21 protein-coding genes, 1 tRNA gene and 1 pseudogene are annotated in these 25,250 nt (G+C 65.4%); 13 read left to right on the top strand and 10 right to left on the bottom strand.

What is annotated here, in order from left to right:
- Positions 1–533 precede the first annotated feature (533 nt).
- Entirely contained in the window at positions 534–1,739 is a 1,206-nt protein-coding gene (locus ACSHT2_RS20330; RefSeq protein WP_440636080.1) for a CaiB/BaiF CoA transferase family protein, read from the bottom strand.
- A 176-nt stretch (positions 1,740–1,915) separates the two neighbouring features.
- Positions 1,916–2,341: an organic hydroperoxide resistance protein gene (locus ACSHT2_RS20325; protein WP_194390598.1), complete on the bottom strand. Its 426-nt coding sequence runs from the start codon at positions 2,339–2,341 to the stop codon at positions 1,916–1,918.
- A gap of 155 nt (positions 2,342–2,496) precedes the next feature.
- On the opposite strand from ACSHT2_RS20325, the gene ACSHT2_RS20320 reads away from it, so the two are divergent.
- Entirely contained in the window at positions 2,497–2,958 is a 462-nt protein-coding gene (locus ACSHT2_RS20320; RefSeq protein WP_440636078.1) for a MarR family winged helix-turn-helix transcriptional regulator, read from the top strand.
- Between the two features lie 2 nt (positions 2,959–2,960).
- Here the strand turns inward: ACSHT2_RS20320 and ACSHT2_RS20315 are convergent, their stop codons facing one another.
- The 3 genes from ACSHT2_RS20315 to ACSHT2_RS20305 form a co-directional block, all read right to left on the bottom strand.
- Complete coding sequence (locus ACSHT2_RS20315; RefSeq protein WP_028180118.1) at positions 2,961–3,203, bottom strand: GIY-YIG nuclease family protein; 243 nt, start codon at positions 3,201–3,203, stop codon at positions 2,961–2,963.
- Positions 3,204–3,364: 161 nt separating this feature from the next.
- Positions 3,365–3,440, bottom strand: a tRNA-Ala gene (locus ACSHT2_RS20310).
- Positions 3,441–3,535: 95 nt separating this feature from the next.
- Positions 3,536–3,943, bottom strand: a complete 408-nt coding sequence (locus ACSHT2_RS20305; RefSeq protein ID WP_440636077.1) for a TIGR02300 family protein — start codon at positions 3,941–3,943, stop codon at positions 3,536–3,538.
- A 161-nt stretch (positions 3,944–4,104) separates the two neighbouring features.
- On the opposite strand from ACSHT2_RS20305, the gene aroA reads away from it, so the two are divergent.
- The 8 genes from aroA to trpB all read left to right on the top strand — a co-directional run bounded on the left by aroA (position 4,105) and on the right by trpB (position 12,390).
- Positions 4,105–5,442 carry a 3-phosphoshikimate 1-carboxyvinyltransferase gene (aroA, locus tag ACSHT2_RS20300; protein ID WP_440636076.1) on the top strand — a complete coding sequence of 446 codons (1,338 nt, stop codon included), beginning with the start codon at positions 4,105–4,107 and terminating at the stop codon, positions 5,440–5,442.
- Entirely contained in the window at positions 5,439–6,077 is a 639-nt protein-coding gene (cmk, locus tag ACSHT2_RS20295) for a (d)CMP kinase (RefSeq protein WP_319333243.1), read from the top strand. The genes aroA and cmk overlap by 4 nt, the downstream gene beginning before the upstream one ends.
- Before the next feature lie 267 nt (positions 6,078–6,344).
- A complete protein-coding gene (rpsA, locus tag ACSHT2_RS20290; RefSeq protein WP_440636074.1) occupies positions 6,345–8,051 on the top strand; it encodes a 30S ribosomal protein S1 in 1,707 nt (568 codons plus the stop codon).
- A gap of 381 nt (positions 8,052–8,432) precedes the next feature.
- A complete protein-coding gene (gene sppA, locus ACSHT2_RS20285) occupies positions 8,433–9,413 on the top strand; it encodes a signal peptide peptidase SppA (protein WP_440636073.1) in 981 nt (326 codons plus the stop codon).
- Between the two features lie 171 nt (positions 9,414–9,584).
- On the top strand, positions 9,585–9,890 hold the full coding sequence (locus ACSHT2_RS20280) for an integration host factor subunit beta (protein WP_008539997.1): 306 nt from the start codon (positions 9,585–9,587) through the stop codon (positions 9,888–9,890).
- Between the two features lie 156 nt (positions 9,891–10,046).
- Complete coding sequence (locus ACSHT2_RS20275) at positions 10,047–10,439, top strand: lipopolysaccharide assembly protein LapA domain-containing protein (protein WP_440636072.1); 393 nt, start codon at positions 10,047–10,049, stop codon at positions 10,437–10,439.
- Between the two features lie 65 nt (positions 10,440–10,504).
- Positions 10,505–11,176 carry a phosphoribosylanthranilate isomerase gene (locus tag ACSHT2_RS20270; RefSeq protein WP_440636071.1) on the top strand — a complete coding sequence of 224 codons (672 nt, stop codon included), beginning with the start codon at positions 10,505–10,507 and terminating at the stop codon, positions 11,174–11,176.
- Positions 11,173–12,390: a tryptophan synthase subunit beta gene (gene trpB / locus ACSHT2_RS20265; protein ID WP_319333235.1), complete on the top strand. Its 1,218-nt coding sequence runs from the start codon at positions 11,173–11,175 to the stop codon at positions 12,388–12,390. The genes ACSHT2_RS20270 and trpB overlap by 4 nt, the downstream gene beginning before the upstream one ends.
- Before the next feature lie 79 nt (positions 12,391–12,469).
- On the opposite strand, the gene ACSHT2_RS20260 is transcribed toward trpB, so the two are convergent.
- Complete coding sequence (locus ACSHT2_RS20260; protein ID WP_440636070.1) at positions 12,470–12,814, bottom strand: endonuclease domain-containing protein; 345 nt, start codon at positions 12,812–12,814, stop codon at positions 12,470–12,472.
- A 72-nt stretch (positions 12,815–12,886) separates the two neighbouring features.
- Between ACSHT2_RS20260 and trpA the strand changes: the two genes are divergently transcribed.
- The 4 genes from trpA to ACSHT2_RS20240 all read left to right on the top strand — a co-directional run bounded on the left by trpA (position 12,887) and on the right by ACSHT2_RS20240 (position 16,987).
- Positions 12,887–13,723: a tryptophan synthase subunit alpha gene (gene trpA / locus ACSHT2_RS20255; RefSeq protein ID WP_440636069.1), complete on the top strand. Its 837-nt coding sequence runs from the start codon at positions 12,887–12,889 to the stop codon at positions 13,721–13,723.
- A 112-nt stretch (positions 13,724–13,835) separates the two neighbouring features.
- A complete protein-coding gene (gene accD, locus ACSHT2_RS20250) occupies positions 13,836–14,777 on the top strand; it encodes an acetyl-CoA carboxylase, carboxyltransferase subunit beta (RefSeq protein ID WP_440636067.1) in 942 nt (313 codons plus the stop codon).
- Positions 14,774–16,117: a bifunctional folylpolyglutamate synthase/dihydrofolate synthase gene (locus tag ACSHT2_RS20245; RefSeq protein WP_440636066.1), complete on the top strand. Its 1,344-nt coding sequence runs from the start codon at positions 14,774–14,776 to the stop codon at positions 16,115–16,117. Before accD ends, ACSHT2_RS20245 begins: the two co-directional genes overlap by 4 nt.
- A 129-nt stretch (positions 16,118–16,246) precedes the next feature.
- Entirely contained in the window at positions 16,247–16,987 is a 741-nt protein-coding gene (locus ACSHT2_RS20240) for a metallophosphoesterase family protein (RefSeq protein WP_440642881.1), read from the top strand.
- A gap of 48 nt (positions 16,988–17,035) precedes the next feature.
- Here the strand turns inward: ACSHT2_RS20240 and ACSHT2_RS20235 are convergent.
- From ACSHT2_RS20235 to addB, 4 genes and pseudogenes are all read right to left on the bottom strand, one after another.
- Positions 17,036–18,042, bottom strand: a pseudogene (locus ACSHT2_RS20235) (ATP-dependent DNA ligase).
- A 141-nt stretch (positions 18,043–18,183) separates the two neighbouring features.
- Positions 18,184–18,504: a thioredoxin gene (trxA, locus tag ACSHT2_RS20230; protein ID WP_008540017.1), complete on the bottom strand. Its 321-nt coding sequence runs from the start codon at positions 18,502–18,504 to the stop codon at positions 18,184–18,186.
- Positions 18,505–18,574: 70 nt separating this feature from the next.
- Positions 18,575–22,084, bottom strand: a complete 3,510-nt coding sequence (gene addA / locus ACSHT2_RS20225) for a double-strand break repair helicase AddA (protein WP_440636064.1) — start codon at positions 22,082–22,084, stop codon at positions 18,575–18,577.
- Positions 22,078–25,224, bottom strand: a complete 3,147-nt coding sequence (gene addB, locus ACSHT2_RS20220) for a double-strand break repair protein AddB (protein WP_440636062.1) — start codon at positions 25,222–25,224, stop codon at positions 22,078–22,080. Before addB ends, addA begins: the two co-directional genes overlap by 7 nt.
- Positions 25,225–25,250 lie beyond the last annotated feature (26 nt).

The raw sequence follows: 25,250 nt of genomic DNA, 5'->3' as shown, positions 1-25,250 counted from the left end.
ATGACTGTGTAAGCGGCCGAAACGAAAGCGGCAAGCGCTGGAAAAGGGAAGCCGTCAAATAGGCGAAGACGTGCGCGCGGCACGCGTGTGGTCGCGCCGCAGTGCGGCATCGTTGTGTGAGGCTGACGGTCAGGCCGCGGGCTCCAAACCTCTCGCGCTTGCGGGAGAGCTCGGCGCGCAGCGCCGGGTGAGGGCTTTATCCTCTGGGAGGCTGTCCCTTCGCGGAGACACCCTCTCCCCAGCCCTCCCCTCAAGCGCAGGGCCATCGCATGTGAGGAAACGCGGCGGGACACTCGCCTGCGGCCATCCTTCGAGACGCCCGCCTCCGGCGGGCCCTCAGGATGAGGGCGGAGTGTGCGGCAGCAGTTTCAACGGGCACTGATGCCACTTAGCCTCATCCTGAGGAGACCGCAAAGCGGTCGTCTCGAAGGACGAGGCGCTTGCTCAGGCCCGTCCGAAAGTCACATGCGATGGCCCTGACCGCAAGCGGGGGAGGGAGCGCACCTGCGGCGACGCCCGATCCCGGTCTTATCTCAGCGCTTCCGCTCGGGGCCGCAGACCGTGCCCTTCTCGACCATCGCGTCGATCTCGGCCTTGGAGTAGCCGAACTCGCCGAGCACCTCCGCCGCGTGCTGGCTGAATTTCGGCGGCAGGCGGCGCAGGCTCGGCTTTGAGCGATTGAGCCGGATCGGCGAGGCGACGCCCTTGTACCAGTCCTTCTCGATAATATCGCCGCGATAGATCGTGTGCGGGTTGGTTAACGCCTGGTCGATCTTCTGCACGGGGCCAGCGGGCAGGCCTGCCGCGAGCAGGCGATTGCACAGCGGCTCGGCTTCGTGCTGGCTGAACACCGCGGCAAGCTCGGCGCGCAGCAGCTCGCGATTGGCGATGCGGTCCTTGTTGCGGGCAAAGCGCGGGTCGGTGCCGAGTTCGGGCTTGCCGATCTCCTTGGCGAGCTTGCGGAAGGTGCCGTCATTGCCGACGCCGATGAAGATGTTGTCGGTCTTGGTCGGGAAGATCGCGTAGGGCACGAGGTTGGGGTGCTCGTTGCCGGTGAGGCTCGGCGGCTTGCCATGCATGAAATAGTTCGCGGTGTGCGGATGCATGATGGCAAGGCCGGTCTCGTACAGCGTCGTCTCCAGGAACTGGCCCTTGCCGGAGCGCTGCCGCTCCGACAGCGCCATCAGGATGCCGATCGCCGCATAGAGGCCGGTGGTGATGTCGACCAGCGGCACGCCGATGCGCATAGGGCCGCTTTCGGGAGAGCCGGTCGCCGCGATCATGCCGGTCATGGCCTGGATGATGGCGTCATAGCCGGGATTGCCGCCGCGCGGGCCGTCGGCGCCGAAGCCGCAGATCCGGCAATGCACGAGGCGCGGGAATTTCTCGCGCAAGCTCTCGTTGCCGATGCCCCACTTCTCCAGCGTGCCCGGCTTGAAATTCTCGATCAGGACGTCGGCCGTCTCCAGCATCTTGAGCAGCACCGCGCGGCCGCCCTCGGAGCCGAGGTCGAGACCGATCGAGCGCTTGTTGCGGTTGATGCCGACGAAATAGGCCGCGTCCTCCTCGTGGAAGGGAGGGCCCCATTCGCGCACCTCGTCGCCCGCGGGCGGCTCGACCTTGATCACGTCGGCGCCATGGTCGGCGAGGATCTGGGTGCAGTAGGGACCGCCGAGCACGCGCGTGAGATCGATGACGCGCAGTCCGCTCATGGCACCTAGGGCGGCTTCAGAACTCATGCCTTCGCTTCTCCTGTGTCGAGGTTCGGTCACAGGCCTAGCGAGGTTTGCCAGGAGCAGCAATGGCTCCTGGCGTAGGGCCGCATGCGCCGTCGCGCGTCAATGCCGCGGCGTGGCAAAACAGCGAAGCGGCCGGCCCGAGGCAGATCCCGGGGCCAGCCCATCCGCACGCCGGATCAGACGACCGTCAGGCGAACGTCGACATTGCCGCGCGTGGCATTGGAGTACGGGCACACCTGATGCGCCTTCGCGACCAGCGCCTCGGCCTCTGTGCGGGCAAGGCCCGGCAGCGAGACCGCCAGATCGATGTCGAGGCCGAAGCCGCCCTCGGAGCGCGGTCCGATGCCGACGGTCGAGGTGACGGAGGCGTCGGCCGGGACCTTCGGGCCGCCCTGCGAAGCCACGAACTTCATCGCGCCGATGAAGCAGGCGGCATAGCCGGCCGCAAACAGCTGCTCGGGATTGTTGCCGGCGCCGCCACCGCCGCCGAGCTCCTTCGGCGTGGTGAGCTTGACGTCGAGCGCGCCGTCGAGGGTCGCAGCATGGCCGTCGCGGCCGCCGGTGGCCTTGGCGCTGGTCTTGTAGAGGACGTTTACGGACATTGTGGTCTCCCTGGGTCTTGGGGTGGGGTGCGATCTTTATTGCAGGCAATTAGATTGCGCGCAATTGAAATCGCGATGCCTCACATTTAATTGTTCGCAATTGAATGTCCCGCCGACCGGCCCCACAATGCGACCGAACCTCGCGAGATTCTCAAATGGCCAGGAAACCATCGGCAGCGGACGCGCCGCTGCGGCTCGACAACCAGATCTGCTTTGCGGTCTATTCCGCCGCGCATGCCTTCAACCGCGTCTACAAGCCGCTGCTCGACGGGCTCGGCCTGACCTATCCGCAATATCTTGTCATGCTGGTGCTGTGGGAGCGCGACGACGTGCCGGTCAAGGACATCGGCGAGAAGCTGTTCCTGGATTCGGGCACGCTGACGCCGCTGCTCAAGCGGCTCGAGGCCGCCCATCTCGTCAAGCGCACCCGCTCGCGCGAGGACGAGCGCCAGGTGCTGATCGCGCTGACGCCGCAGGGATACACGCTCAAGGAAAAGGCCCGCGCCGTGCCGCAGTCGATTCTGGCGGCGTCGGACTGCTCGGTGTCGGAACTGGTCGCGATGAAGGACGAGATCGTCGCGCTACGCGACAGGCTCAATGCGGTGATTGGGGAGTAGGGCTAGCAGAGCCGCTTTTTCGAGAAGGCGCGGCCGGAGTGTGATTTGAGGTATTTCTCGAATGCCAAGGCCTTCAGCTTATCAGGGAAGGCGCAGTACCAGACCAGCTTCCACGGCACGAACTTGGCGGTGTGAGCGGATTTGCCGGCATTGTGCTCCGGAAGACGTCGCTTCAGATCTTCCGTGGCACCAATGTATTCCTGGTCGGGGAACTCGATGCTCCGGATGATGTAGACGTACCACATCGATGTCTCGCGGCTGGGTAGCCGGATGGGTAGCCGGATGGGAAGTAGAGGAAATCAGAATGTGAGACAGTCCGTCTTCGCCCTACGGGCTACGCCGGACACCACGCTTCACCCTTCGGGCTCCGCGCGGCTGCGCCACGCGTAGCCCGAAGGGTGAAGCGTGGTGGAGCCAGGCGGGATCGAACCGCCGACCTCTTGCATGCCATGCAAGCGCTCTCCCAGCTGAGCTATGGCCCCTTAGTCCTTCACCGGGGTGAACCTGGTTGATCACCCCAGAGCGGCGAGCCGAGCGACTCGCGCGGTGCACCCTTTTTCACAGATCAGGGCTGATCTCAAGTCTCTTCATCACCTCCGACGTCACCAATGATGTCGGTCACGTCCTCATCGCCCTCTTCCTCGTCGGCAATGAAGGTCGAATCATCGTCATCGTCGTCGTCGATGGTCTCGTCGACCTCGATATCGTCCTCGGATTCGGGCACGACGGCCTTGACCTTGCCGGTGTTCTCCTCGGCATCGGCCTCCTCGAGCGAGACCAACTCTTCGGTCTCTGCCGGCTCCGGCGCGGTGTCCTGGGCCATATTGCGGGCCTCGGCGCCGCGGGGCGCACGCGCAGGAGCGACCGGGGCGATCGGCACCACCTCGCCGGTATAGGGCGAGATCACCGGATTCTTGTTGAGGTCATAGAACTTCTTGCCCGTGGTCGGGCAAATACGTTTGGTTCCGAGTTCGGACTTGGCCACGGCAGGAATCCTGGGAATGTCTGAAAAAGCGGTGTTTCACTTGGCTAGTTGGCGGCCCGCTGTCAATAGCGCATTACAGGAGAAAGACATGCCCGTGACGAGGCGCGGACCATGTGGTACCTGCGCCGCAGCCCGGTGAGGGCGCATCCAAGGACACAATCTTGACCCATTCCGACCAACCGAGGCCGCTCAAGGCTCGCGCCAGCGGCCCCCTGACCGGGAAAGTACGGGTGCCCGGGGACAAGTCGATCTCCCACCGTGCCCTCATCCTGGGTGCGCTCGCGGTCGGCGAGACCAGGGTTTCGGGCCTGCTGGAGGGCGAGGACGTCCTCAACACAGCCAAATCCATGCAGGCGCTCGGCGCCAGGGTCGAGCGCATCGGCGATTTCGCCTGGAAGGTGCAGGGCGTCGGTGTCGCCGGCTTCGCCGAGCCCAAGGCGCCGCTTGATTTCGGCAATTCCGGCACCGGCTGCCGGCTGGTCATGGGCGCCGTCGCCGGCTGCCCGATCTCGGCGGTGTTCGACGGCGATGCCTCGCTGCGCAGCCGCCCCATGCGCCGGATCCTCGATCCGCTGGAAAAAATGGGCGCAAAAGTCGTCTCCGGCGGCGAGGGCGGCCGTCTGCCGCTGACCCTCCAGGGCGCGCGCGATCCGCTGCCGATCACCTACAAGACCCCGGTCGCCTCGGCCCAGATCAAATCGGCCGTGCTGCTGGCGGGCCTGGCTGCGCCGGGCACCACGACCGTGATCGAAAGCGAGGCCAGCCGCGACCACACCGAGCTGATGCTGAAGCATTTCGGCGCGGACATCACCTCGGTTCGGGAAGGCCAGCATGGCCGCCGGATCACGCTGGTGGGCCAGCCCGAGCTGCATGGTGCGACCGTCGTCGTACCTGCCGATCCCTCTTCGGCCGCCTTCCCCGTCGTCGCGGCGCTGATCACCGAGGGCTCCGATCTCGTGCTCTCCGACGTCATGACCAATCCGCTGCGCACCGGTCTGTTCACCACGCTGCGCGAAATGGGCGCCTCGATCGAGGAAAGCGAAGTGCGGGGCGATGCCGGCGAGCCGATGGCGCAGCTTCGCGTGCGCGCCTCGAAGCTGCGCGGCGTCGAGGTGCCGCCGGAGCGCGCGCCCTCGATGATCGACGAATATCTGGTGCTGGCGGTCGCAGCCTCCTTCGCCGAGGGCACGACGATCATGCGCGGCCTGCAGGAGCTGCGCGTCAAGGAATCCGACCGGTTGGAGGCGACCGCCGCCATGCTTCGCGTCAACGGCGTCAAGGTCGAGGTCTCGGGCGACGATCTGATCGTCGAGGGCCGCGGCCATGTCCCCGGTGGTGGCACCGTCGCCACCCACATGGACCATCGCATCGCGATGTCGGCCCTGGTGATGGGCTGCGCCTCCGACCAGCCGGTGACGGTCGACGACACCGCTTTCATCGCCACCAGTTTCCCGGATTTCATTCCGATGATGCGTTCGCTAGGGGCCGAGCTCTCATGATCATTGCCATCGACGGGCCGGCGGCCTCGGGCAAGGGGACGCTCGGCAAGCGTCTCGCCCACCATTACGGCTATCGCCACTTGGATACCGGCGTGATCTACCGCGCGGTGGCCTATTCTCTCATGCAATCCGGCCACGATCTTCGCGACGAGGCGGCTGCGGTGCAGGCCGCACTGGAGCTCGACCCCGAAAAGTTCGGCAATCCCGCGCTGAAGACCCAGAAGGCCGGCGAGGGCGCCTCGATCGTCTCGGCGATCCCAAGGGTCCGCGAGGTCCTGGTCAACTTCCAGCGGCAATTCGCCGCCGATCCGCCCGGGGCGGTGCTGGACGGCCGGGACATTGGAACCGTGATCTGCCCCCATGCCGACGTGAAGATCTTCGTCGTCGCAGACCCCAAGGTTCGCGCGCGCCGCCGCACCATGGAGGCCAGGGCGAGGGGCGAGGAGGCGGATGAGGCCGCCGTGCTCGCCGACATCATCCAGCGCGACGAACGCGACAAGAACCGGCCGATTGCGCCTTTAAAACCGGCCCCGGATGCTCACTTGCTAGATAACTCCCAACTGGATATAGAAGGCGGCGTCCGGGCCGCCATCGACATTATCGAGGCCGTCCGAGCGGGCCGGTCGCGGGGTTAAGCCGCAGCCGTCATTGGAGGAAGCGCCCGCTCCCGCCTCTTTGATGTCGATACCCTCGGTCCCTGCTTCAGGGGCCGGCGCGATCCAGGCTCCGGACAAAGATTCCACGTATCGAACGCGCGGGCCTCAGCCGGCCCGCTTCCGCCGTTCCGGTCGCAGGCCGGGGCAGCGAGCGGTCGCTCGAAGGTTTTGCGGACCTTCCGACACTGCGCGTGCGATGCGCCCACGAACCCAACGGCCGGCAAGACATCCGCAACTGGAGAACAAATGGCTTCGACTTCTGTTGATACCTATAGCCCCTCGCGTGACGATTTCGCCGCGATGCTCGACGAGTCCTTCGCAGGCGGCAACCTGCAGGAAAGCTCCGTCGTCAAGGGCAAGGTGGTTGCAATTGAAAAGGACATGGCCGTCATCGACGTCGGCCTGAAGACCGAGGGTCGCGTCGCGCTGCGCGAATTTTCCGGCCCCGGCCGTGAAAGCGATCTCAAGGTCGGCGACGAGGTGGAAGTATTCCTCGATCGCATCGAAAACGCCCTCGGCGAAGCCGTGCTGTCGCGCGACAAGGCGCGCCGCGAAGAGAGCTGGGGCAAGCTCGAGAAGGCGTTCCAGAACAACGAGAAGGTCAACGGCGTCATCTTCAACCAGGTCAAGGGCGGCTTCACGGTCGACCTCGACGGTGCGGTGGCGTTCCTGCCGCGCTCGCAGGTCGACATCCGTCCGATCCGCGACGTTGCGCCGCTGATGAACAACTCGCAGCCGTTCCAGATCCTCAAGATGGACCGCCGCCGCGGCAACATCGTCGTCTCCCGCCGCACGGTGCTGGAAGAGACCCGCGCCGAGCAGCGTCAGGAGCTGGTGCAGAACCTCGAAGAGGGTCAGGTCATCGACGGCGTGGTCAAGAACATCACCGATTACGGTGCGTTCGTCGACCTCGGCGGCATCGACGGTCTGCTGCACGTCACCGACATCGCGTGGCGTCGCGTCAACCACCCGACCGAGGTGCTTTCGATCGGTCAGACCGTGAAGGTCAAGATCATCAAGATCAACCACGAGACGCACCGCATCTCGCTGGGCATGAAGCAGCTCCTGGACGATCCGTGGCAGGGCATCGAAGCCAAGTACCCGCTGGGTGCCCGCTTCACCGGCCGCGTCACCAACATCACCGACTACGGTGCGTTCGTCGAGCTCGAGCCGGGCATCGAAGGCCTGATCCACGTCTCCGAGATGTCGTGGACCAAGAAGAACATGCATCCCGGCAAGATCGTCTCGACCTCGCAGGAAGTCGACGTGCAGGTGCTGGAAGTCGATTCCGTCAAGCGCCGCATCTCGCTCGGCCTCAAGCAGACCATGCGCAATCCGTGGGAGGTCTTCGTCGAAAGCCACCCGACCGGTTCGGTGGTCGAGGGCGAGGTCAAGAACAAGACCGAGTTCGGCCTGTTCCTCGGCCTCGAGGGCGACGTCGACGGCATGGTCCACCTCTCCGACCTCGACTGGAAGCTTCCGGGCGAGCAGGTGATCGACAACTACAAGAAGGGTGACATGGTGAAGGCCGTGGTGCTCGATGTGGACGTCGAGAAGGAGCGTATCTCGCTCGGCATCAAGCAGCTCGAAGGCGACCCCTTCGCCGAGCCGGGCGATGTCAAGAAGGGCGCGGTCGTGACCTGCGAAGTGCTCGAAGTGAAGGAGAGCGGTATCGAGGTGAAGATCGCCGGTACCGATTTCTCCACCTTCATCAAGCGCTCCGAGCTCGCGCGTGATCGCAACGACCAGCGCGCCGAACGCTTCGCCGTCGGCGAGAAGGTCGACGCCCGCGTGATCCAGTTCGACAAGAAGGCCCGCAAGGTCCAGGTGTCGATCAAGGCGCTCGAAGTTGCCGAAGAGAAGGAAGCCATCGCGCAATACGGCTCTTCCGATTCGGGCGCGACGCTCGGCGACATCCTGGGCACCGCGCTCAAGAACCGCGACAGCAAGTAAGCGAAACGTCCGTTTTGCTGCATCGAAGCCCCGGCTCGCGCCGGGGCTTCTTTGTTGCGGTCTCCACAAACTCTGCTGTCGCCCCGGACAAGCGCAGCTCCTGACAATGCGCAGCGTTGTCGGGAGCGGAGCGCAGATCCGGGACGGATACCCACAGGAAGTGGTTTGGCGAAGACTCCGAGTGGGCGTCTCGCGTCACACGCCTCCCTGGGGTTTTGGATCCCCGCGTTCGCGGGGAGGACGACGGAGTTTTGTGGCGACTTGCTTGCCCTCACGAAGCCTTGTTTTCTTCAAATTGCACCGCAATTGATGTATCCAGATAAGCCAATGGTCACGCTGTGACGGCACAACGCGCCCGGCCTTTCATTTGGAGATATTCCGATGTCGCTCGATTCGGACATCATCGTCGATCGCCGCAGGATCCGCCGCAAGCTGACGTTCTGGCGTGTGATGGCCGCGCTAATCGTGATCGCGGCGATTGCGAGCTTTGCGCTGATCGCGACGCCCGGAGCGCGCGGCACCTTCGCGTCCGCCGGCTCGATCGCACGCGTTCACATCGATGGATTGATCCGCAGCGATTCCGAGCGCACGCAGGCGCTGGAGCGGCTTGAGAATTCGCGGGCCGCCGCCGTCATCGTTCACATCAACTCGCCGGGCGGCACCACGGCCGGCTCCGAGCAGCTCTACGACTCGCTCACCCGGCTGAAGGCGAAGAAGCCGCTGGTCGTCGTCGTCGAGGGCCTCGCCGCATCGGGCGGCTACATCACGGCGATCGCGAGCGACCACATCATCGCCCAGCAGAGCTCGCTGGTCGGCTCGATCGGCGTGTTGTTCCAGTATCCCAACGTCTCCGAGCTGCTGAAGACCATCGGCGTCAGGGTCGAGGAGGTGAAATCCTCGCCGCTGAAGGCAGCTCCCAACGGTTTTGAGCCGACCAGTCCCGAGGCGCGCGCCGCGCTCGATGCGCTGGTCAAGGATTCCTACGCCTGGTTCAAGGGAATGGTGAAGGAGCGGCGTGGCATGGATGACACGCAGCTCGAAAAAGTCGCCGACGGCCGTGTCTTTACCGGGCGCCAGGCGATCGATCTCAAGCTGATCGACCAGATCGGCGACGAGAAGACGGCGGTGACCTGGCTGATCGAGCACAAGGGCGTCAAGAAGGGGCTTCCGGTACGCGATTACAAGCTTCAGCCGCGCTTTGGCGATCTTACTTTCCTCAAGACGGCCGCCGCCGTGACGCTGGAAGCGCTCGGTTTGGGCTCGATTGCGCATCAGATCGGCCAAACCGGCGTCGCGCAGGCGGTCGACCGGCTTGGAATGGATGGAATGCTGGCCCTGTGGCAGCCGGCCGCATCAAACTGACTGGAGCAGGCGAGTTCCGCGAGGTTTTCTCGTGTGGCGAGTGCCGGCGCAGCACGCTTTTTCGGCATTTGTCACGTATTTTCGCGACGCTCAGCCTTGATTTAGCGTCTTGACAGATCACGGTATTTTCACGGAAATGGTCATCCGCACGCTTCCGGGTCCTATCTCTCGATGATCAAATCCGAACTTGTTCAGCGTATCGCCGAGCACAACCCGCATCTGTACCAGCGGGATGTCGAGAACATTGTGAATGCGATTCTCGAAGAGATCGTAGCGGCCCTCGCGCGCGGTGATCGCGTCGAGTTGCGCGGCTTCGGTGCCTTCTCGGTCAAGCACCGCCCTGCCCGGGCAGGGCGCAATCCACGCACCGGCGCCCATGTGCCCGTCGATCAGAAGAGCGTTCCATTCTTCAAGACCGGCAAGGAAATGCGCGAGCGGCTGAACCGCGACCATCCGGATCCGGGCGCGGCAGACTAAAGCGCGATGTGATCGCGCTTTAGTTTATTGTTTGAGTATGATCTTTTCGGAAAACCGCGGCACACTTTTCCGGATCATGCTCCAGGGCCGGCATCAGGGTTTTTCGCGGTCGCGAGCGATGCGGCCGCAAGCTTGATTCAAGGCGAGCGAAGCGAGATGCGAAAGTTCCTAACCGCGCTGATCGTGATTCCGCTGGGCTTGATCCTGGTGGCGTTTGCCGTCGCCAACCGGCATTTCGTCACGGTCTCCTTCGATCCCTTCATTTCCGACGACCCGTCACTATCGATTACCTTGCCGCTGTTCCTGCTCCTGATCCTGGCGGCCGCGCTGGGCGTCGTGGTCGGCGGCTCAGCCGTCTGGTTCGGCCAGTGGCACTGGCGGCGCGCGGCGCGCCGGAATGATGCGGAGGCCCGGGCCGCCCGGGCCGAACTGGCTGATCTGCGGGCCCAGGCGGCCGCGGCCAGGCCCGAGCCCCAGCGCCTATCCGCTCCCTCCGGGGTGGGCCTGTACGGGCCCATCGGGCGAGACAAGCAGCGCGCGACGTTGTAGAAGCGGCCCCGACCGAAAGCCCCGTTTTCCGGCCGCGGACCCGCGGCCTCCATCTGCTTGAGACCATGTCCCTGCTCGTCAAAATCTGCGGCCTGTCCACGCGCGAGACGCTTCAAACGGCGCTCGACGTCGGCGCCGACATGGTGGGGTTCGTGTTCTTTCCGCCGTCGCCGCGGCATCTCTCTCTGGAGGCGGGGCGCGAACTCGGCCGCCAGGTGAAGCAGCGCGCGCTCAAGGTCGCGCTCACGGTCGATGCCGACGACGCCACGCTCGACAACATCGTGGACGCGCTGTCGCCGGATATTCTCCAGCTCCATGGCAACGAGAGCGTGGCGCGGCTGCGCGACATCAAGCAGCGGTTCGGCCGCCCCGTGATGAAGGCGGTGCCGGTCGCAACATCAGCCGATCTCGCCGTGCTGCCGGGCTATGCCGCCGTCGCCGACAGCATTTTGTTCGACGCACGCGCGCCGAAGGATGCGACGCGGCCCGGTGGCTTAGGGGAGCCCTTCGACTGGCACCTGCTGGAAAACCTCGATCTGAAACTGCCCTACATGGTCTCGGGCGGACTTCACGCTGACAACGTCACTGAAGCCCTCCGTGTCACCCGCGCCGGCGGCGTCGACGTGTCCTCCGGCGTCGAAAGCGCCCCCGGCGTCAAGGATCCCGAGATGATCAAGGCCTTCATTCGCGCCGCGCGCGCCAGCCAAGATACAAGTCAAGAGTTGAGTGTCCGATGAACGTCGCCAAACCCAATTCCTACCGCAGCGGCCCCGATGAGCGCGGCCATTTCGGCATCTTCGGGGGCCGCTTCGTCGCCGAAACCCTGATGCCGCTGATCCTCGATCTGGAAAAGGCCTACACCGCCGCCAAGGCCGATCCGGCCTTCCAGGCCGAGATGAACGGCTATCTCAAGAACTATGTCGGCCGGCCCTCGCCGCTCTATTTCGCCGAACGCCTGACCGAGCATCTCGGCGGCGCCAAGATCTACCTGAAGCGCGAAGAGCTCAACCACACCGGGTCGCACAAGGTGAACAATGTGCTCGGCCAGATCATGCTGGCGCGGCGCATGGGCAAGAAGCGCATCATTGCCGAGACCGGCGCCGGCCAGCACGGTGTCGCCACTGCAACGTTGTGCGCTCGCTTTGGTCTGGAATGCGTGGTCTATATGGGCGCCGTCGACGTCGAGCGGCAGCAGCCCAACGTCATCCGCATGGAAATGCTGGGCGCGAAGGTGTTCCCGGTGCAGTCGGGCACGCGCACGCTCAAGGATGCCATGAACGAGGCGCTGCGCGACTGGGTCACCAATGTGCACAATACCTTCTATTGCATCGGCACGGTCGCAGGTCCGCATCCCTATCCGACGCTGGTGCGCGACTTCCAGTCGATCATCGGCAACGAGACCAGGGCGCAGATGCAGGAGGTCGAAGGCCGCCTGCCGGATTCGCTGGTCGCCTGCATCGGCGGCGGCTCGAACGCGATGGGCCTGTTCCATCCCTTCCTCGATGATCCCACGGTCGAGATCTTCGGAGTCGAAGCGGCAGGCCATGGGCTCACGCAACTGCATGCGGCCTCGATCGCGGGCGGCCGTCCCGGCGTGCTGCACGGCAACCGCACCTATCTCTTGATGGATGCGGACGGCCAGATCCAGGACGCGCATTCGATCTCGGCCGGCCTCGACTATCCCGGCATCGGGCCCGAGCATTCCTGGCTGCACGAGGTCGGCCGCGTGAACTATCTCTCCGCGACGGACGACGAGGCGCTCGCCGCGTTCCAGCTGCTGTCGAAGCTCGAAGGCATCATCCCCGCGCTCGAACCCGCGCACGCCATCGCCAAGGTGATGGAGCTCGCGCCGAAGCGCGCAAGAGATCACCTGATGGTCGTCAATCTCTCCGGCCGCGGCGACAAGGACGTCCCGCAGGTCGGCGACATCCTGAGGGGCAAGAGCAAGTGAGGCGGGTATCGCACTCTCTTCACCTCTCCCCGTCGGGGAGAGGTCGGCTGCGCAGCAGCCGGGTGAGGGGTCTGCCCGTTCACTCGAACCTCAGTGATGTCTCGATAAGCTCCAGGACGCCTTCGAGATTCTCGTACACATCGGTGTTCGAGACGCGCAGGACCAGGAAACCACAGGACTCGAGCAGCTTGGTTCTGGCATCATCGCGCTCAATCTCGGATGGGCTGGAATGCGTCACGCCGTCGACTTCAATGATGAGCTTCCTGTCCAAGGTCACGAAGTCGACGACATATCTGTCGATCGGATGCTGGCGGCGAAACTTCCAGCGGGCGAGCTGCCGGTTGCGCAGCGCTTGCCAAAGCTTCGCTTCGGCGCTCGTCTGCGACTCGCGGAGCCTTCGCGCTCTGGACTTGAACCGCTCCATCCCCCTCACCCGGCTGCTTCGCAGCCGACCTCTCCCCGGAGGGGAGAGGTATAGCACAGCGGCCGCGAAATCATGACCACGCGTATCGACACCCGTTTTGCCGAGCTTGCGAAGCAGGGCCGCTCGGCCTTCGTGACCTTCCTGATGGCCGGCGATCCTGATCCCGCGACCTCGCTCGAGATCATCAAGGCGTTGCCGAAGTCCGGCGCCGACGTGATCGAGATCGGCATGCCGTTCACCGATCCGATGGCCGACGGCCCGTCGATCCAGGCTGCGGGCCTGCGCGCGCTCAAGGCCGGCATGACGCTGAAGAAGACGCTCGAACTCGTGCGCGGCTTCCGCAAGGACGACAACGCGACGCCGATCGTGCTGATGGGCTATTACAACCCGATTTACATCTATGGCGTCGACAAGTTCCTGGTCGATGCGAAGAGCGCGGGCGTTGATGGTCTCATCATCGTCGACCTGCCGCCGGAAGAGGACGACGAGCTCTGCCTGCCCGCGATGAAGGCCGGCCTCAATTTCATCCGCCTGGCGACGCCGACGACCGACGACAAGCGCCTGCCGGCGGTGCTCGCCAACACCTCGGGCTTTGTCTATTACGTCTCCATCACCGGCATTACCGGTGCGGCGGCCGCGGACTCCACAGCCGTGAGCGAGGCGGTCGCCCGCATCAAGCGGCATACAAAACTGCCGGTCTGCGTCGGCTTCGGCATCCGTACGCCGGAGACGGCGCGCGCCATTGCCTCGCATGCCAATGGCGCGGTTGTCGGCACGGCACTGGTCGATGCGCTCAAGAACAGCCTCGATGCCGAAGGGCGGGCCACGGCCAAAACCGTCAACGCCGTGGCTGAGCTGACGGCGGCCCTGGCCCAGGGCGTCAAGGGTGCGCAACAGGCGGCCGAATAGGTCATAATTCCGCTGCCAAGGCGGACGACACGGCGGCTTGCCGGGCAGAGGCCGGGCCGCCATATATCTCTTCAGGCGATCCGCGAGGCGGGTTCGCACATCGGAGCAAACCATGAACTGGCTTACCAATGTGGTCCGGCCGAAGATCCGCAACATGCTGCGGCGGGAGACGCCGGAGAATCTGTGGATCAAGTGTCCGGATTCCGGGCAGCTCGTGTTCTACAAGGACGTCGAGGCCAACCAGTTCGTCATTCCCGGCTCGAACTACCACATGCGCATGGGCGCGGTGGCGCGTCTGAAGTCGATCTTCGACAACGAGACCTGGTTCGACGTCGCGTTGCCCGATGTCACGCCCGACCCGCTCAAGTTCCGTGACGAGAAGAAATATGTCGACCGCATCAAGGATGCGCGGGCGCGGACCAATCTGAACGATGCGATCAAGGTCGGCTATGGCAAGCTCGAAGGCTCCGCCGTCGTCGTCGCAGTGCAGGATTTCGACTTCATGGGCGGTTCGCTCGGCATGGCCGCGGGCGAAGCCATCGTGCGCGGGATGGAGCTCGCGGTCGAGAAGAAATCGCCGTTCATCGTGTTCGCCGCATCGGGCGGCGCGCGCATGCAGGAGGGCATCCTGTCGCTGATGCAGATGCCGCGCACCACCGTTGCGGTGCAGATGCTGCGCGAGGCAAAACTGCCCTACATCGTCGTGCTGACCAATCCGACCACCGGTGGCGTCACCGCGTCCTATGCGATGCTGGGCGACGTGCAGATCGCCGAGCCCGGTGCGCTGATCGGCTTTGCCGGTGCGCGCGTGATCGAGCAGACCATTCGTGAGAAGCTGCCGGAAGGGTTCCAGCGTGCCGAGTACCTCAAGGAGCACGGCATGGTCGACATGGTCGTGCATCGTCACGAGTTGCGTCCCACCTTGGCGCGGCTCTGCCGGCTGCTGACCAAGGCGCCGGCGCTGGAAGGCGCATCGAAATCAGTGCAGCCGGTCGCGAGCCCGGCGCAGATCGTATCGGCCGTCGAGACGGCGCCGGCTGCGCCCCACGCGTGAACGCCTCCTCTGACAGTGCAAAGACACCGCTCGGCGAATTGATCGGGCGGTTGTCGGCCCTGCATCAGAAGCGCATCGATCTCGGGCTCGAGCGGATGCACCGCCTGCTCGAACGGCTCGGTCACCCCGAACGCAAGCTGCCGCCGGTGATCCATATCGCCGGCACCAACGGCAAGGGTTCGACGCTGGCTTATCTGCGCGCGACGCTGGAAGCTTCAGGTCTGAGCGTCCACGCCTATACCTCGCCCTATCTCGTCCGCATCAACGAATGCTTCCGGCTCGGCCGCGTGGGCGGCGGCGTGCTCGTCGGTGACGACGAGTTGCGCACCGCGCTTGAAGAGGTCGAGCGCGTCAATGCCGGCGAGGCCGCGACCGTGTTCGAGTTGAAGACGGCTGCCGCCTTGGTTCTGTTCGCGCAGAACCCGGCCGATGTGGTGCTGCTCGAAGTCGGCCTCGGCGGCCGGCTCGATTCGACCAATGTGGTCGATGCGCCGGCGGCCTGCGTGATCGCACCTGTCAGCATGGATCACATGGATTTCCTCGGCGATACATTGACGTCGATCGCCGGCGAGAAGGCCGCGATCGTCAAGCGCGGCGTGCCGGTGATTTGCGCCGAGCAGATGCCGGAGGCGATGGCCGTGATCGAAGCACAGGCCAAACGCATGCGCGCGCCGCTGTTTGCCGCGAACGAGAGCTGGCACGTCAATGTCGAGCGCGGGCGTCTGGTCTATTCCGATGATCGCGGCTTGATGGATCTCCCGGCGCCGCGTCTGTTCGGCCGCCACCAATTTGCCAATGCCGGCCTCGCGATCGCGACGTTGCGAGCGGTCCCGGCTTTCAAGGTCAACCACGCCGCGTTCGAAGCCGGCATCGTCGGTGCCGAATGGCCGGCGCGGATGCAGCGCCTCACCTCGGGCGAACTGCTGTCCTGGGGTCCGCAGGGTTCCGAGATCTGGCTCGATGGCGGTCACAATGCGGAGGGCGGGCGTGTCGCTGCGGCGGCGCTCGGCGATCTCGAGGAGCGAGTGTCGCGGCCGCTGGTGGTGATCGCGGGCATGATGGCCAACAAGGACGCGCAGGGCTTTCTCGCCAATTTCGCCGGCCTCACCCGTCATATCATCGCCGTGCCCATTCCCGACACCGAGAACGCAATGCCGGTCGATCGCCTCGCGGATGCCGCGCGCAGCTTCGGCATGCGAGTCGAGACCGTTTCCGGCGTCGAAGCCGCGCTGCGCGCCTTGGCGAAGCTCGCCTACGAGGTGCCGCCGCGCATCCTGATCACCGGCTCGCTGTATCTCGCCGGCCACGTGCTGGCGATCAACGGCACGCCTCCTGCATGAGTTTCGGTGTCCCGGACAGCGCAGCGAAGCGGAGCGCTGACCGGGACCCAGCGGCACATGGGCCCGGCTCTGTAGCGCACCGCGGACGACGCGCTGCGCTGCGTCCGGGGCACGAGAGTGAGGATGATCATGCGTTTCGCCGCGATCGCCGACGTCCACGGAAATTACCTCGCACTGGAGGCCGTGCTCGCCGACATCCGCGCGCATGGCATCACGGACATTCTCAATCTCGGCGACATGCTGAGCGGCCCGCTCGATGCGCGCCGGACGATCGAGATCCTGATGCTGCTCGATGCCGTACATGTGCTCGGCAATCACGACCGCTATCTGCTTGACCGTCCGCCGGAGAAGATGGGTTCGTGGGATCGTCCCGCCCATGCACAGCTCGATGCCGTGCAGCTCGACTGGCTGCGTGCGCAGCCGATGACGCGCGTGTTCCGTGAGCGGGTGTTTCTTTGCCACGCGACGCCCGGCAGCGATGAAATCTATTGGCTCGACACCGTGCATCCCGACGGCGCGGTCGCGCTGTCACCGCTCGATCGCATCGAACAATTTGCACAAGGGATCACGCAGTCGCTGATCCTGTGCGCCCACACCCATCTCGCCCGTGCCGTGCGCTTGCGCGACGGCCGGCTGATCGTCAATCCCGGCAGCGTCGGCAGCCCTGGTTATCGCGACAAGCATCCATTCCCGCATGTCGTCGAGGCAGGCACTCCCCACGCGCGCTATGCGATCCTCGAGCTCGTCGACGGTGGCTGGCAGGTCACCTTCCGCCATGTCGCCTACGATCACGAGGCGATGGCCGCGCTGGCGCGGCGCAATGGTCAGCCGGAGCTCGCGAACGCGCTTGCGACGGGATGGATTGGATAGTCACGCTCGTGTCCCGGACGCGACGCAGAGCCCGGGCATGAGCGAACATCACTTCAACAGCTTCATCGGGTCGGCCAACTTCTGCTTCAACTGCTCGAAGCGGCATTGCCGCGGCGCCTTGTCGGGGCGCCAGCGCAGGATCGAGGTGCCGTGGCGGAAGCGGTCGCCACTGAAATGGTCGTAGCAGACCTCGATGACGAGCTTCGGCTTCAGCGGACACCATTTCGCCGAACGCTCTGTCGACCAGCGGCTCGGCCCGCCCGGCGCATTGCCGGTGAAGCCGGGCTCGCCGATCAGCGCCTCCAGCCGGTCGGTCAGGGCAGGCTTCTCCTCCGCCTTGATGGCCGAGGTGAAGCCGACATGGTGCAGCAGGCCCTCATCGTCGTAGAGCCCGAGCAGCAGCGAGCCGACCACGTTGCGTCCGGCGATCTTGTTGGTGGCGTAGCGGAAGCCTCCGACCACGCAATCGGCGCTGCGGAATTTCTTGATCTTCTGCATACCGTCGCGATTTCCCGCCTGATAGGCCAGGTCGATGCGCTTGGCGATGACGCCATCCGAGCCGCCGCCGGATTGCGCGAGCCATTTCCTGGCCGTGGCGTAGCTTGCCGTCGCAGGCGAAAGCCGGAAGATGCTGCCCTTGAGATGGGACTTCGCAAAAGCTTCCAGTGCCGGCCGTCGCTCGCGAAGCGGCGCCTTGGCAAGCTGCTCGTCCCCGGCCGTCGCGAGCAGATCGAAAACGAGGTAGAGCGCGGGCGTCTCTGGGCGAGCTTCTTCACCCGGCTTGCGGCAGGATGAATCCGCTGCAGCAGTGCGTCGAACGAAAAACCCTTGCCCTGCGGCACCACGATCTCACCGTCGAGCGTGAAGCGATCGGCCTTCAGCTTCAGCGCGGCGGCAACGATCTCGGGGAAATAGCGCGCCAGATCCTCGCCGGATTTCGAACGCAGATCAACGTTGCCGCCCTCGCGCGACAGCAGGCAGCGGAAGCCGTCCCACTTGGGGTCATATTGCCATTCCCTGCCGCGCGGAATCTCGTCGACCGAACGCGCCTCCATTGCGACGAGAGAGCTCGATCTTCGGACGCGCTTCGCGGGAGGAGCTGGCAAGGGCGGGGCTCGTCATACGCTGAACACGTCCCATCAACGCAAAACGGCCGGCTTTCGCCGGCCGTTTCCGAAAATAAACCTGGAGGTGGATCAGACCGCGGAGGTGATCCACTGCTGCAGCTTCGCCTTGGGCGCCGCGCCGACCTGGCGGGAGGCCATCTCGCCACCCTTGAAGATCATCAGGGTCGGGATCGACATCACGCCGTACTTGGAGGCGGTCTTCGGGCTCTCGTCGACGTTGAGCTTCACGATCTTGACCTTGTCGCCCATCGCGCCGGCGATTTCGTCGAGGGCGGGCGCGATCATGCGGCAGGGGCCGCACCATTCGGCCCAGAAATCGACGACCACCGGGCCGTTCGCCTTGAGCACTTCGGCTTCGAAATCGGCGTCGGAAACCTTGCTAACGGCCATTGGGAGTACCTCACTCGGTTGAAAGAGAATCGGCGCGACCTGGAATCGCGCCCCGGATCATGTGGTCAACCTATGAACGGCTCCTTGCCGGGTCAAGGACGCTCACACCGAGATGAAGGGATGCCAGCGCCGCGTCCAGCGCGGGGGCCGAAATCTCCATATATTCAAGGGCCTCAGTCCAAAGCAGGACGGCCCTGACAGGCTTTCTGGGATAGAGCCGCGACAGCACCGCCCGGTACAGCGCAAGCTGGCGGACATAGGCCGCCGGCGCCTCCGCGGCGCTTCTGGGGGCCGCTTGGTTGGTCTTGAAATCGACGATCAGGACCTCGTCGGGTCGAACGACCAGCCGGTCGATCTGCCCCGACACCAGCGCCGGGGTGCGGCCCGGTCGTCCGAGTCGGCCGGCGATGGCAACCTCCGCCCGGCTTCCGGCGGCAAAGACCGGGGCGAAACGCGGGTCAGTGATCAAGGCGAGCACTTTGTCGGCCAGCGTAATGCGGTCGGCCTCCGGCCAGTCCGAGGCATTGCGTGCCATGAAGCCGAGCGCCGCCTCGCGACGGCGCTCAATGGGGATGTCGGGCAGCGATTGCAGCAGACGGTGCACCAGCGTGCCGCGCTGCAGCGCCAGGGCGCGCGACTGGATTGATTCGCCGGTCCGCACGCTGCGGCCTTCCTCGGCAGACTGGCCCGAGGGGCGCACGGGATCGTCGTCGATGGTCTCGCACCGTGCCGGCGTCCGCAGCCAGTCCGGCAGCACGACCGATTGGTCCCGGGTCGCCGCCGGCGTGCCCAGCACCGCGACATCCTCCGGGCGGGCGAATCGGGTGACCTTGCCGAGCGGCGTCTCGATGATCTGCCTGTCCAGGCCAGAGCCGCCGAGACCGGTGTCGACCAGATCGTACCAGCTCAGCTTGCGGACCGTCTTCATATTGCCGGGCATGCAGCCGCCGACGATCAGCCGGTCGGCCGCGCGCGTCATCGCGACGTAGAGCAGGCGGCGATATTCGTCCTCGGTCTCCTCGAGCATCGCCTTGCGCGCCTCGACGACAGGCTTGGGATCATCGGCCTTGCGCCCGGCCCAGACCACCACCTCGCCGCCATTGCCGCGCGGCACATGGATCAATCGCAGCCGCTGCGAGTCCGAGGGCGAGGACGTGGTGTCGACCATGAACACGACTGACGACTCGAGCCCCTTGGCGCCGTGCACCGTCATCACCCGCACCTCGTCGCGCGAGATCTCCATGTCGCGCTTCACCTCGGTGTCGGCCGAACGCAGCCAGGCCATGAAGCCCTGCAGTGAGGCCGGCGCCTTGCGCTCGTAGTTCAGCGCCAGCTCCAGGAATTCGTCCAGCGCATCGTTGGCCTCAAAGCCGAGACGGCGCAGGATGCGCGCCCGCCCGCCGTCGCCGCCGAGCAGCCAGGCATAGAAGGCGAACGGCGTCTCCTCGCGCGCACGAATCTCGCAGGATTCCAGGCGTCGCAATGCCGTGGCGAATTTCTCGCTTGCGGCTGCATGCTCGCCGAGCGCGCGGCGCAGCGATCCCTTACGATCATGGGCCAGCTGAAACAGGTCGTCGTCATCGAGCCCGAACAGCGGGCTCTTCAACGCCACCGCGAGCGCGAGATCGTCCTGCGGCAACAGCAGCGCGTCGGCGAGGTTCATCAAATCGATGATGGCGATATGCTCGGTGAGCTTGAGCCGGTCGGCGCCGGCGACCGGGATGTTGGCGTGCTTCAGCGCCTGGATCACGGCGTCGAATGCGTTGCCGCGCCGCCGCACCAGGATCAGCATGTCGCCATAGCGCAGGGGGCGGCGCTCGCCTTCGTGCCCCGTCAGCGTACCGCTCTCGACCAGCCGCTTGATCTCGGCCTGGATGCGGCGGGCGAGCTTGACCTCGGGACTGGTGACGGCGACACCGTCGAATGGCGCACGCCAGCCCTCGATGTTCTGCTTGTCGTCCGCGACTGCTAAGTCCCAAAGCTCGATTACGCTCGGGCCTGCATCGGCGAGCGCATTGTGTACAGGATAGGCTTTCTCCGCATGGATGCTGCGATAGATAGTCTCTTCGCGAAAGACATGATCGACCGCATGCAAGATCGCTGCGCCCGATCTGAAAGAGTAATTGAAAGAAACCGGATCGAACTTCAGCTTGGCAGCCTCAAACTTCCTTCTGAGATCATAACGGCGTCGATCGAACTCTCGAGGTTGTGCGCCCTGGAATGAGAAGATCGATTGCTTCTCGTCGCCAACCGCAAAGACGGTGCGGTTCAGCCCCTCGCGCGCGCCTTCGCCGGCGGTGAATTCGGAGATGATGTGCGCGACGATGTCCCATTGGCGCGGGCTGGTATCCTGCGCCTCGTCGATCAGCACGTGATCGACGCCGCGGTCGAGCTTGTAGTGCACCCAGCCCGAGGAAATGCGGTCGAGCATCGCCAGCGTCTTGTCGATGAGGTCGTCATAATCGAGCAGACCGCGCTCCTGCTTCTCGCGGCGGTAGTTTGCAGCAGCGGCGGTCGCAATTCGCAGCAGCGCCGCCGTGCGGTCGCGCACGGCTAACGCGCGGCGTTTCTCGATCAGTCTGTCGAGTCGCCGTGCCTCACTGTCGAAGAGATGAGCAACGGAAGGATGATCTTTGCAAAATTGCTTCGTCAACAACGTCTTGCGCGGTTGCTTCTTTTCATCGGTTAGGAACACGCTGAGATAGGCATCAACTTGCGCACTCCCCGACAACGCCTTCGCCAACCGTAAGCAATCGGCTTGATCCTTTTCAGTCTTGTTCCCATCGCCAAGCGCAAAGGCGATCTCGTCCCAGCGCGCGCGCGGCAGAAACGGGCCGTCCAGAATCTCCGTCTCGACATCCTCGATGCGATCGCTCGTGTCGACGCCCAGCACCGCAGCCATCTGCGCGGCAGCGGCTTCCGCGTTGCCGGCCTCGTCGGTCCAGGCCATGAAATGATCGCGGCTGAGGCACGCTTCGCGCACGACCTCCTTGAAGGTGACATCGGCGGCGCTCGCCATCGCGGTCAGGAGCGCGCGTCCGGTCACGCTCTCGGGGTCGCGCGCTGCCTCCAGCAGCACCTTCAGATTGGCGCGCTCCATCATGTCGGTCTGGTCGCGCTCGTCGATCACGGCGAAGCGCGCCGGCACGTTGGCCTCGAACGGAAACTGCTGGAGCAGGCGGGTGCACAGCGCGTGGATGGTCTGCACCTTCAGCCCGCCCGGGGTCTCCAGCGCGCAGGCGAATAGCTTCCGTGCCTCGCGCCGCAGCTTTGCGCTCGGATGCGGGATGCCGACGGCGCGGATCGCGGCATCGAGCCCGGCATCATCCAGCGTCACCCAATGCCCGAGCGTGGTGAATACGCGCTCGGCCATGTTGGCCGCAGCGGCCTTGGTGAAGGTGATGCAGAGGATCTTTTCCGGCGGCACGCCCGACAGCAACAGGCGGATCACGCGCTGCACCAGCACATGGGTCTTGCCCGAGCCGGCATTGGCCGAGACGAAGGCCGATGCAGTCGGATCGGACGCACGCGCCTGCCGCGCGCGCACCTCGTCAGGGATGGGACGCGGCGCCTTCACCATTCCTCGATCCCCAATCCTCCGGCGGCGGACCATTCCTTGATCCGGGCGAGATCGTCATAGGTGCCGTAGCGGTTCGCCCACATCGGCAGGTTCAGCGAGGTATAGGCCTGGTTCTCGTCCTCGAAGGCACGGATCAGCGCTTCCAGCTTGGCTCGCGCTTCGGCTGCCGCGGTGTCGGGCGGCTGCGGCTCGTCGCCTTTATTGACCTTGAGCTGGAGGATGCGCTCTTCCCCGGCCGGATTGTTGCCGCTCAGGCGGACATAGACGAGCTGGCTGACCGACGAACCGGCATCGATGTCAGGGAAGCCGCCTTCGCGCAGGATCGCGGCTTCCAGCGTGAGCTGCGGTGACAGGCCCATGCGAACCTGCTTATCGCTTGGCGGCTGGCCGGTCTTGTAGTCGAGAATGGCGTAGCTGCCGCCCTGGCGGCGCTCGATGCGGTCGGCCCGCGCGGAAAGATAGAAAGTGCGCGCGTTGTCGAGCGGGATCGAGATCTCGCCCCGGGTCTCGGCCGTGATGGCCTCGATCGCGTCGCGCCGCGCCGTCTCCCATTCGCCGAACCAGCGCGCGATACGCTGGAAGCGTGGCCACCACAGCGCCCGCGCCTCGGGGCGCTCCATCAGCGGCGCAAAATGTTTCTCGCCGATCGCACGCAGCACGCGCGCGGGATCGTCGGGCAGATGTGCGGCATAGGTCTCGGTGAACTCGCCGAGCGCATCGTGAATCGCCGAACCGCGGTCGGCAGCCGAGAGCGGCATGTCGACGGGATCGAGCGCATCGAGCCGCAAGATGCGTTTGGCGTAGATCGTATAGGGATCGCGCAGCCAGTCCTCGATTTCGGTGACGGACATCTTGAGCGGCCGCGTCGCGCGCGGCGGCCGCGGCTCCGGCTGCTTGATCGGTCTGACCTCGTCGGGCTGGTCCAGTGCGGCCGCGAATCGCACAAACTTCTCGCCGGCGCGGATCGCCGTCTTCCAGAGATCATCGCCCGCGACCGCCTCCAGCCGGTGCAGGAAGCGCGAGGCCACCGCCGGTGCGCCGCCGGCCTTGGCGGAATGGGTGAGGATCACCTCGTCGCCGCCGAGCAGCTGCGCGAAGTCGTGGGCGGAGAGGCCGATGCGTCGCTCCGGCAGGTCGAGACCCAGCTCGTGCCGCATCGGCCGGCTGAGCCAGGGATCGATGCGCGGCGCCGGCGGCCAGACGCCTTCGATCAGGCCGCCCACAATGATGCGGTCGGCCTGCATCAGCCGCGATTCCAGCGGGCCGTAGATCTGCAAGCGGGCGCCGGGTCTGTCGCGCCGCCGCACCGCGCGATCGCCGAACGCCGTCTGGAAGACGTCGGGATAGTCGGGCAGCGGCACCATCAGCCCGCTGGCCGTACCGCTGCGCAGGAGATCGTCAAAGGCGCTGGCCAGCGCGAGACCATCGCGATCCTCGAAGGCGAGCGGGATGCCCTGCTCGTCGCGCGACAGCTCGATCATAGTCTCGCGATGGCGGTGCGCGAGCTCGGCGAAGTCATACGGTTTTGAAGAGGCCAGGCTCTCGATCGGCGCCAATGCACCTTGCAGGACGTCGACCAGCGCCTGGATACGATCGAGATCCTCTGGCTTCAACCGCGCACGCGGCTCCGCGCGATGCAGCGCGGAGACCTCGCCGCGCCCCAGCTTTGCCAGCTCGTCGCGAAAGCGGATGAATTCGCGCAAGAGGCCGGCGGTCCGCGCCGGCGGGCGCGTGCCGCGCAGCACCGCAAGCTCCAGGCCTTCGATCGCCATTTTCCACGCGCCGGGCGCGCGGCCGAGCCGGCATAGCGGATGTTTCAGCATCGCCAGCAATGTCGGCGGCTCCAGGCCCTTGGTCGCCGCCTCTGCCGCGAGACGAGCAAAGGTGCCGGCCGAGGTCTCCATCAGGACATCGCCGCCGGAATCGTCGAAGGCGAGGTCCCATCGGGTCAGCGCCGCCATCACCCGCCGCGCGAGCGCGCGGTCGGGCGTCACCAGCGCCGCCGATTTGTCGAGATGTCGCGCCTCCCGCATCGCAATGGCAATCGCGAGCGCTTCCATTTCAGGGTTGGGGGCCTCGACGACTGCGAGATTCTTCATGCCGCCGGCGATCTTCGCGGCGATGTCGGGCTGCTTCAGCCGGTCGTGCCAGACTTCCGTGCTGGCGGAGGGCCGCATCGATTCGGACGCGAGCAGATCGCGGCCGCTGTCCGCCGGGGGCTGGAGAATGTCGACGTCGCTGCGCTTGATGCCGAAACGATCCAGCAGCGCGTGCATGGCATATTGCGGATGGTTCGAGGCCGGATGCTCCGCGAACTTTCCGAGCGAATCGCGCACGCCGCCGATGGTGCGCCAGGCGTCGTCGTCGAGATCGGTGTCGAGGCCCGGCAGCACCACCGCGCCATGCGGCAGCGACGCGACTGCGTGCAAGAACTTCGCGGTGGCCGGCATCGAGCCGGTCGAACCCGCCGCGATCACCGGCCCGTTCGGATGCGCGGTCAGCCGTCTGGCTTCCGCCGCGATCAGGAGATCGCGCCGCGCGGCCGGCTCGATCCGGTTGATCTCGGCGAGATGCCCTGGCCAGGCCATGCGCGCGATGCGCAGGAATTCGAGCGAGTGCTGCCAGTAGCGATCGAGTTGGTCGGGCACCAGCCCGTCGAGCGCGCTCCAGTCCACGCCGCGCGTGACCATGTCGTCGATCAGGCGCGCGAGATCGGATGCAAGCGCCAGCGTCGAGGCTGGCCCGCCGACCACCAGCGGCGACAGCACCGGGCCCTTGGCCCAGGCGGCGACGAGCTGCGCCAGTGTGAGCCGTCGTTCGAGCTCGCCCAGCCGCGGCGGAATGTCGAGCGGCGCCGCACCGGAAAACTGCTCGCTCTCGCCGGCGAAAGCGAGCTCGTCCTCGTCGATGTCGCCGAGCGCGACGATGCGCGGCAGCACCACTGCGTCCGCCTTCATCTCGTCAAGGAAGATCTCACGCACGACGCGCATCGCGCGCCTGGTCGGCAAATACAGCGTGGCATCGGCCAGCCGCGCCGGTTCCTCGCGCGCTTCGAAGCCGTCCACGAGCCGGCCGTCGAGCAGGGCCGTGACGACCGTGCGCAGAAACGGAACTGAGATGGGAACGCTGAAAACGCGCATGAGCCGCCTGATTCGAGAATCAGGGC

The sequence above is a fragment of the Bradyrhizobium sp. PUT101 genome (assembly GCF_052043945.1).
In the GTDB taxonomy this organism is placed as follows: Bacteria; Pseudomonadota; Alphaproteobacteria; order Rhizobiales; family Xanthobacteraceae; genus Bradyrhizobium.
The sequence above is the reverse complement of the archived record's forward strand: the minus strand, read 5'-3'. Positions and strand labels throughout refer to the sequence as shown.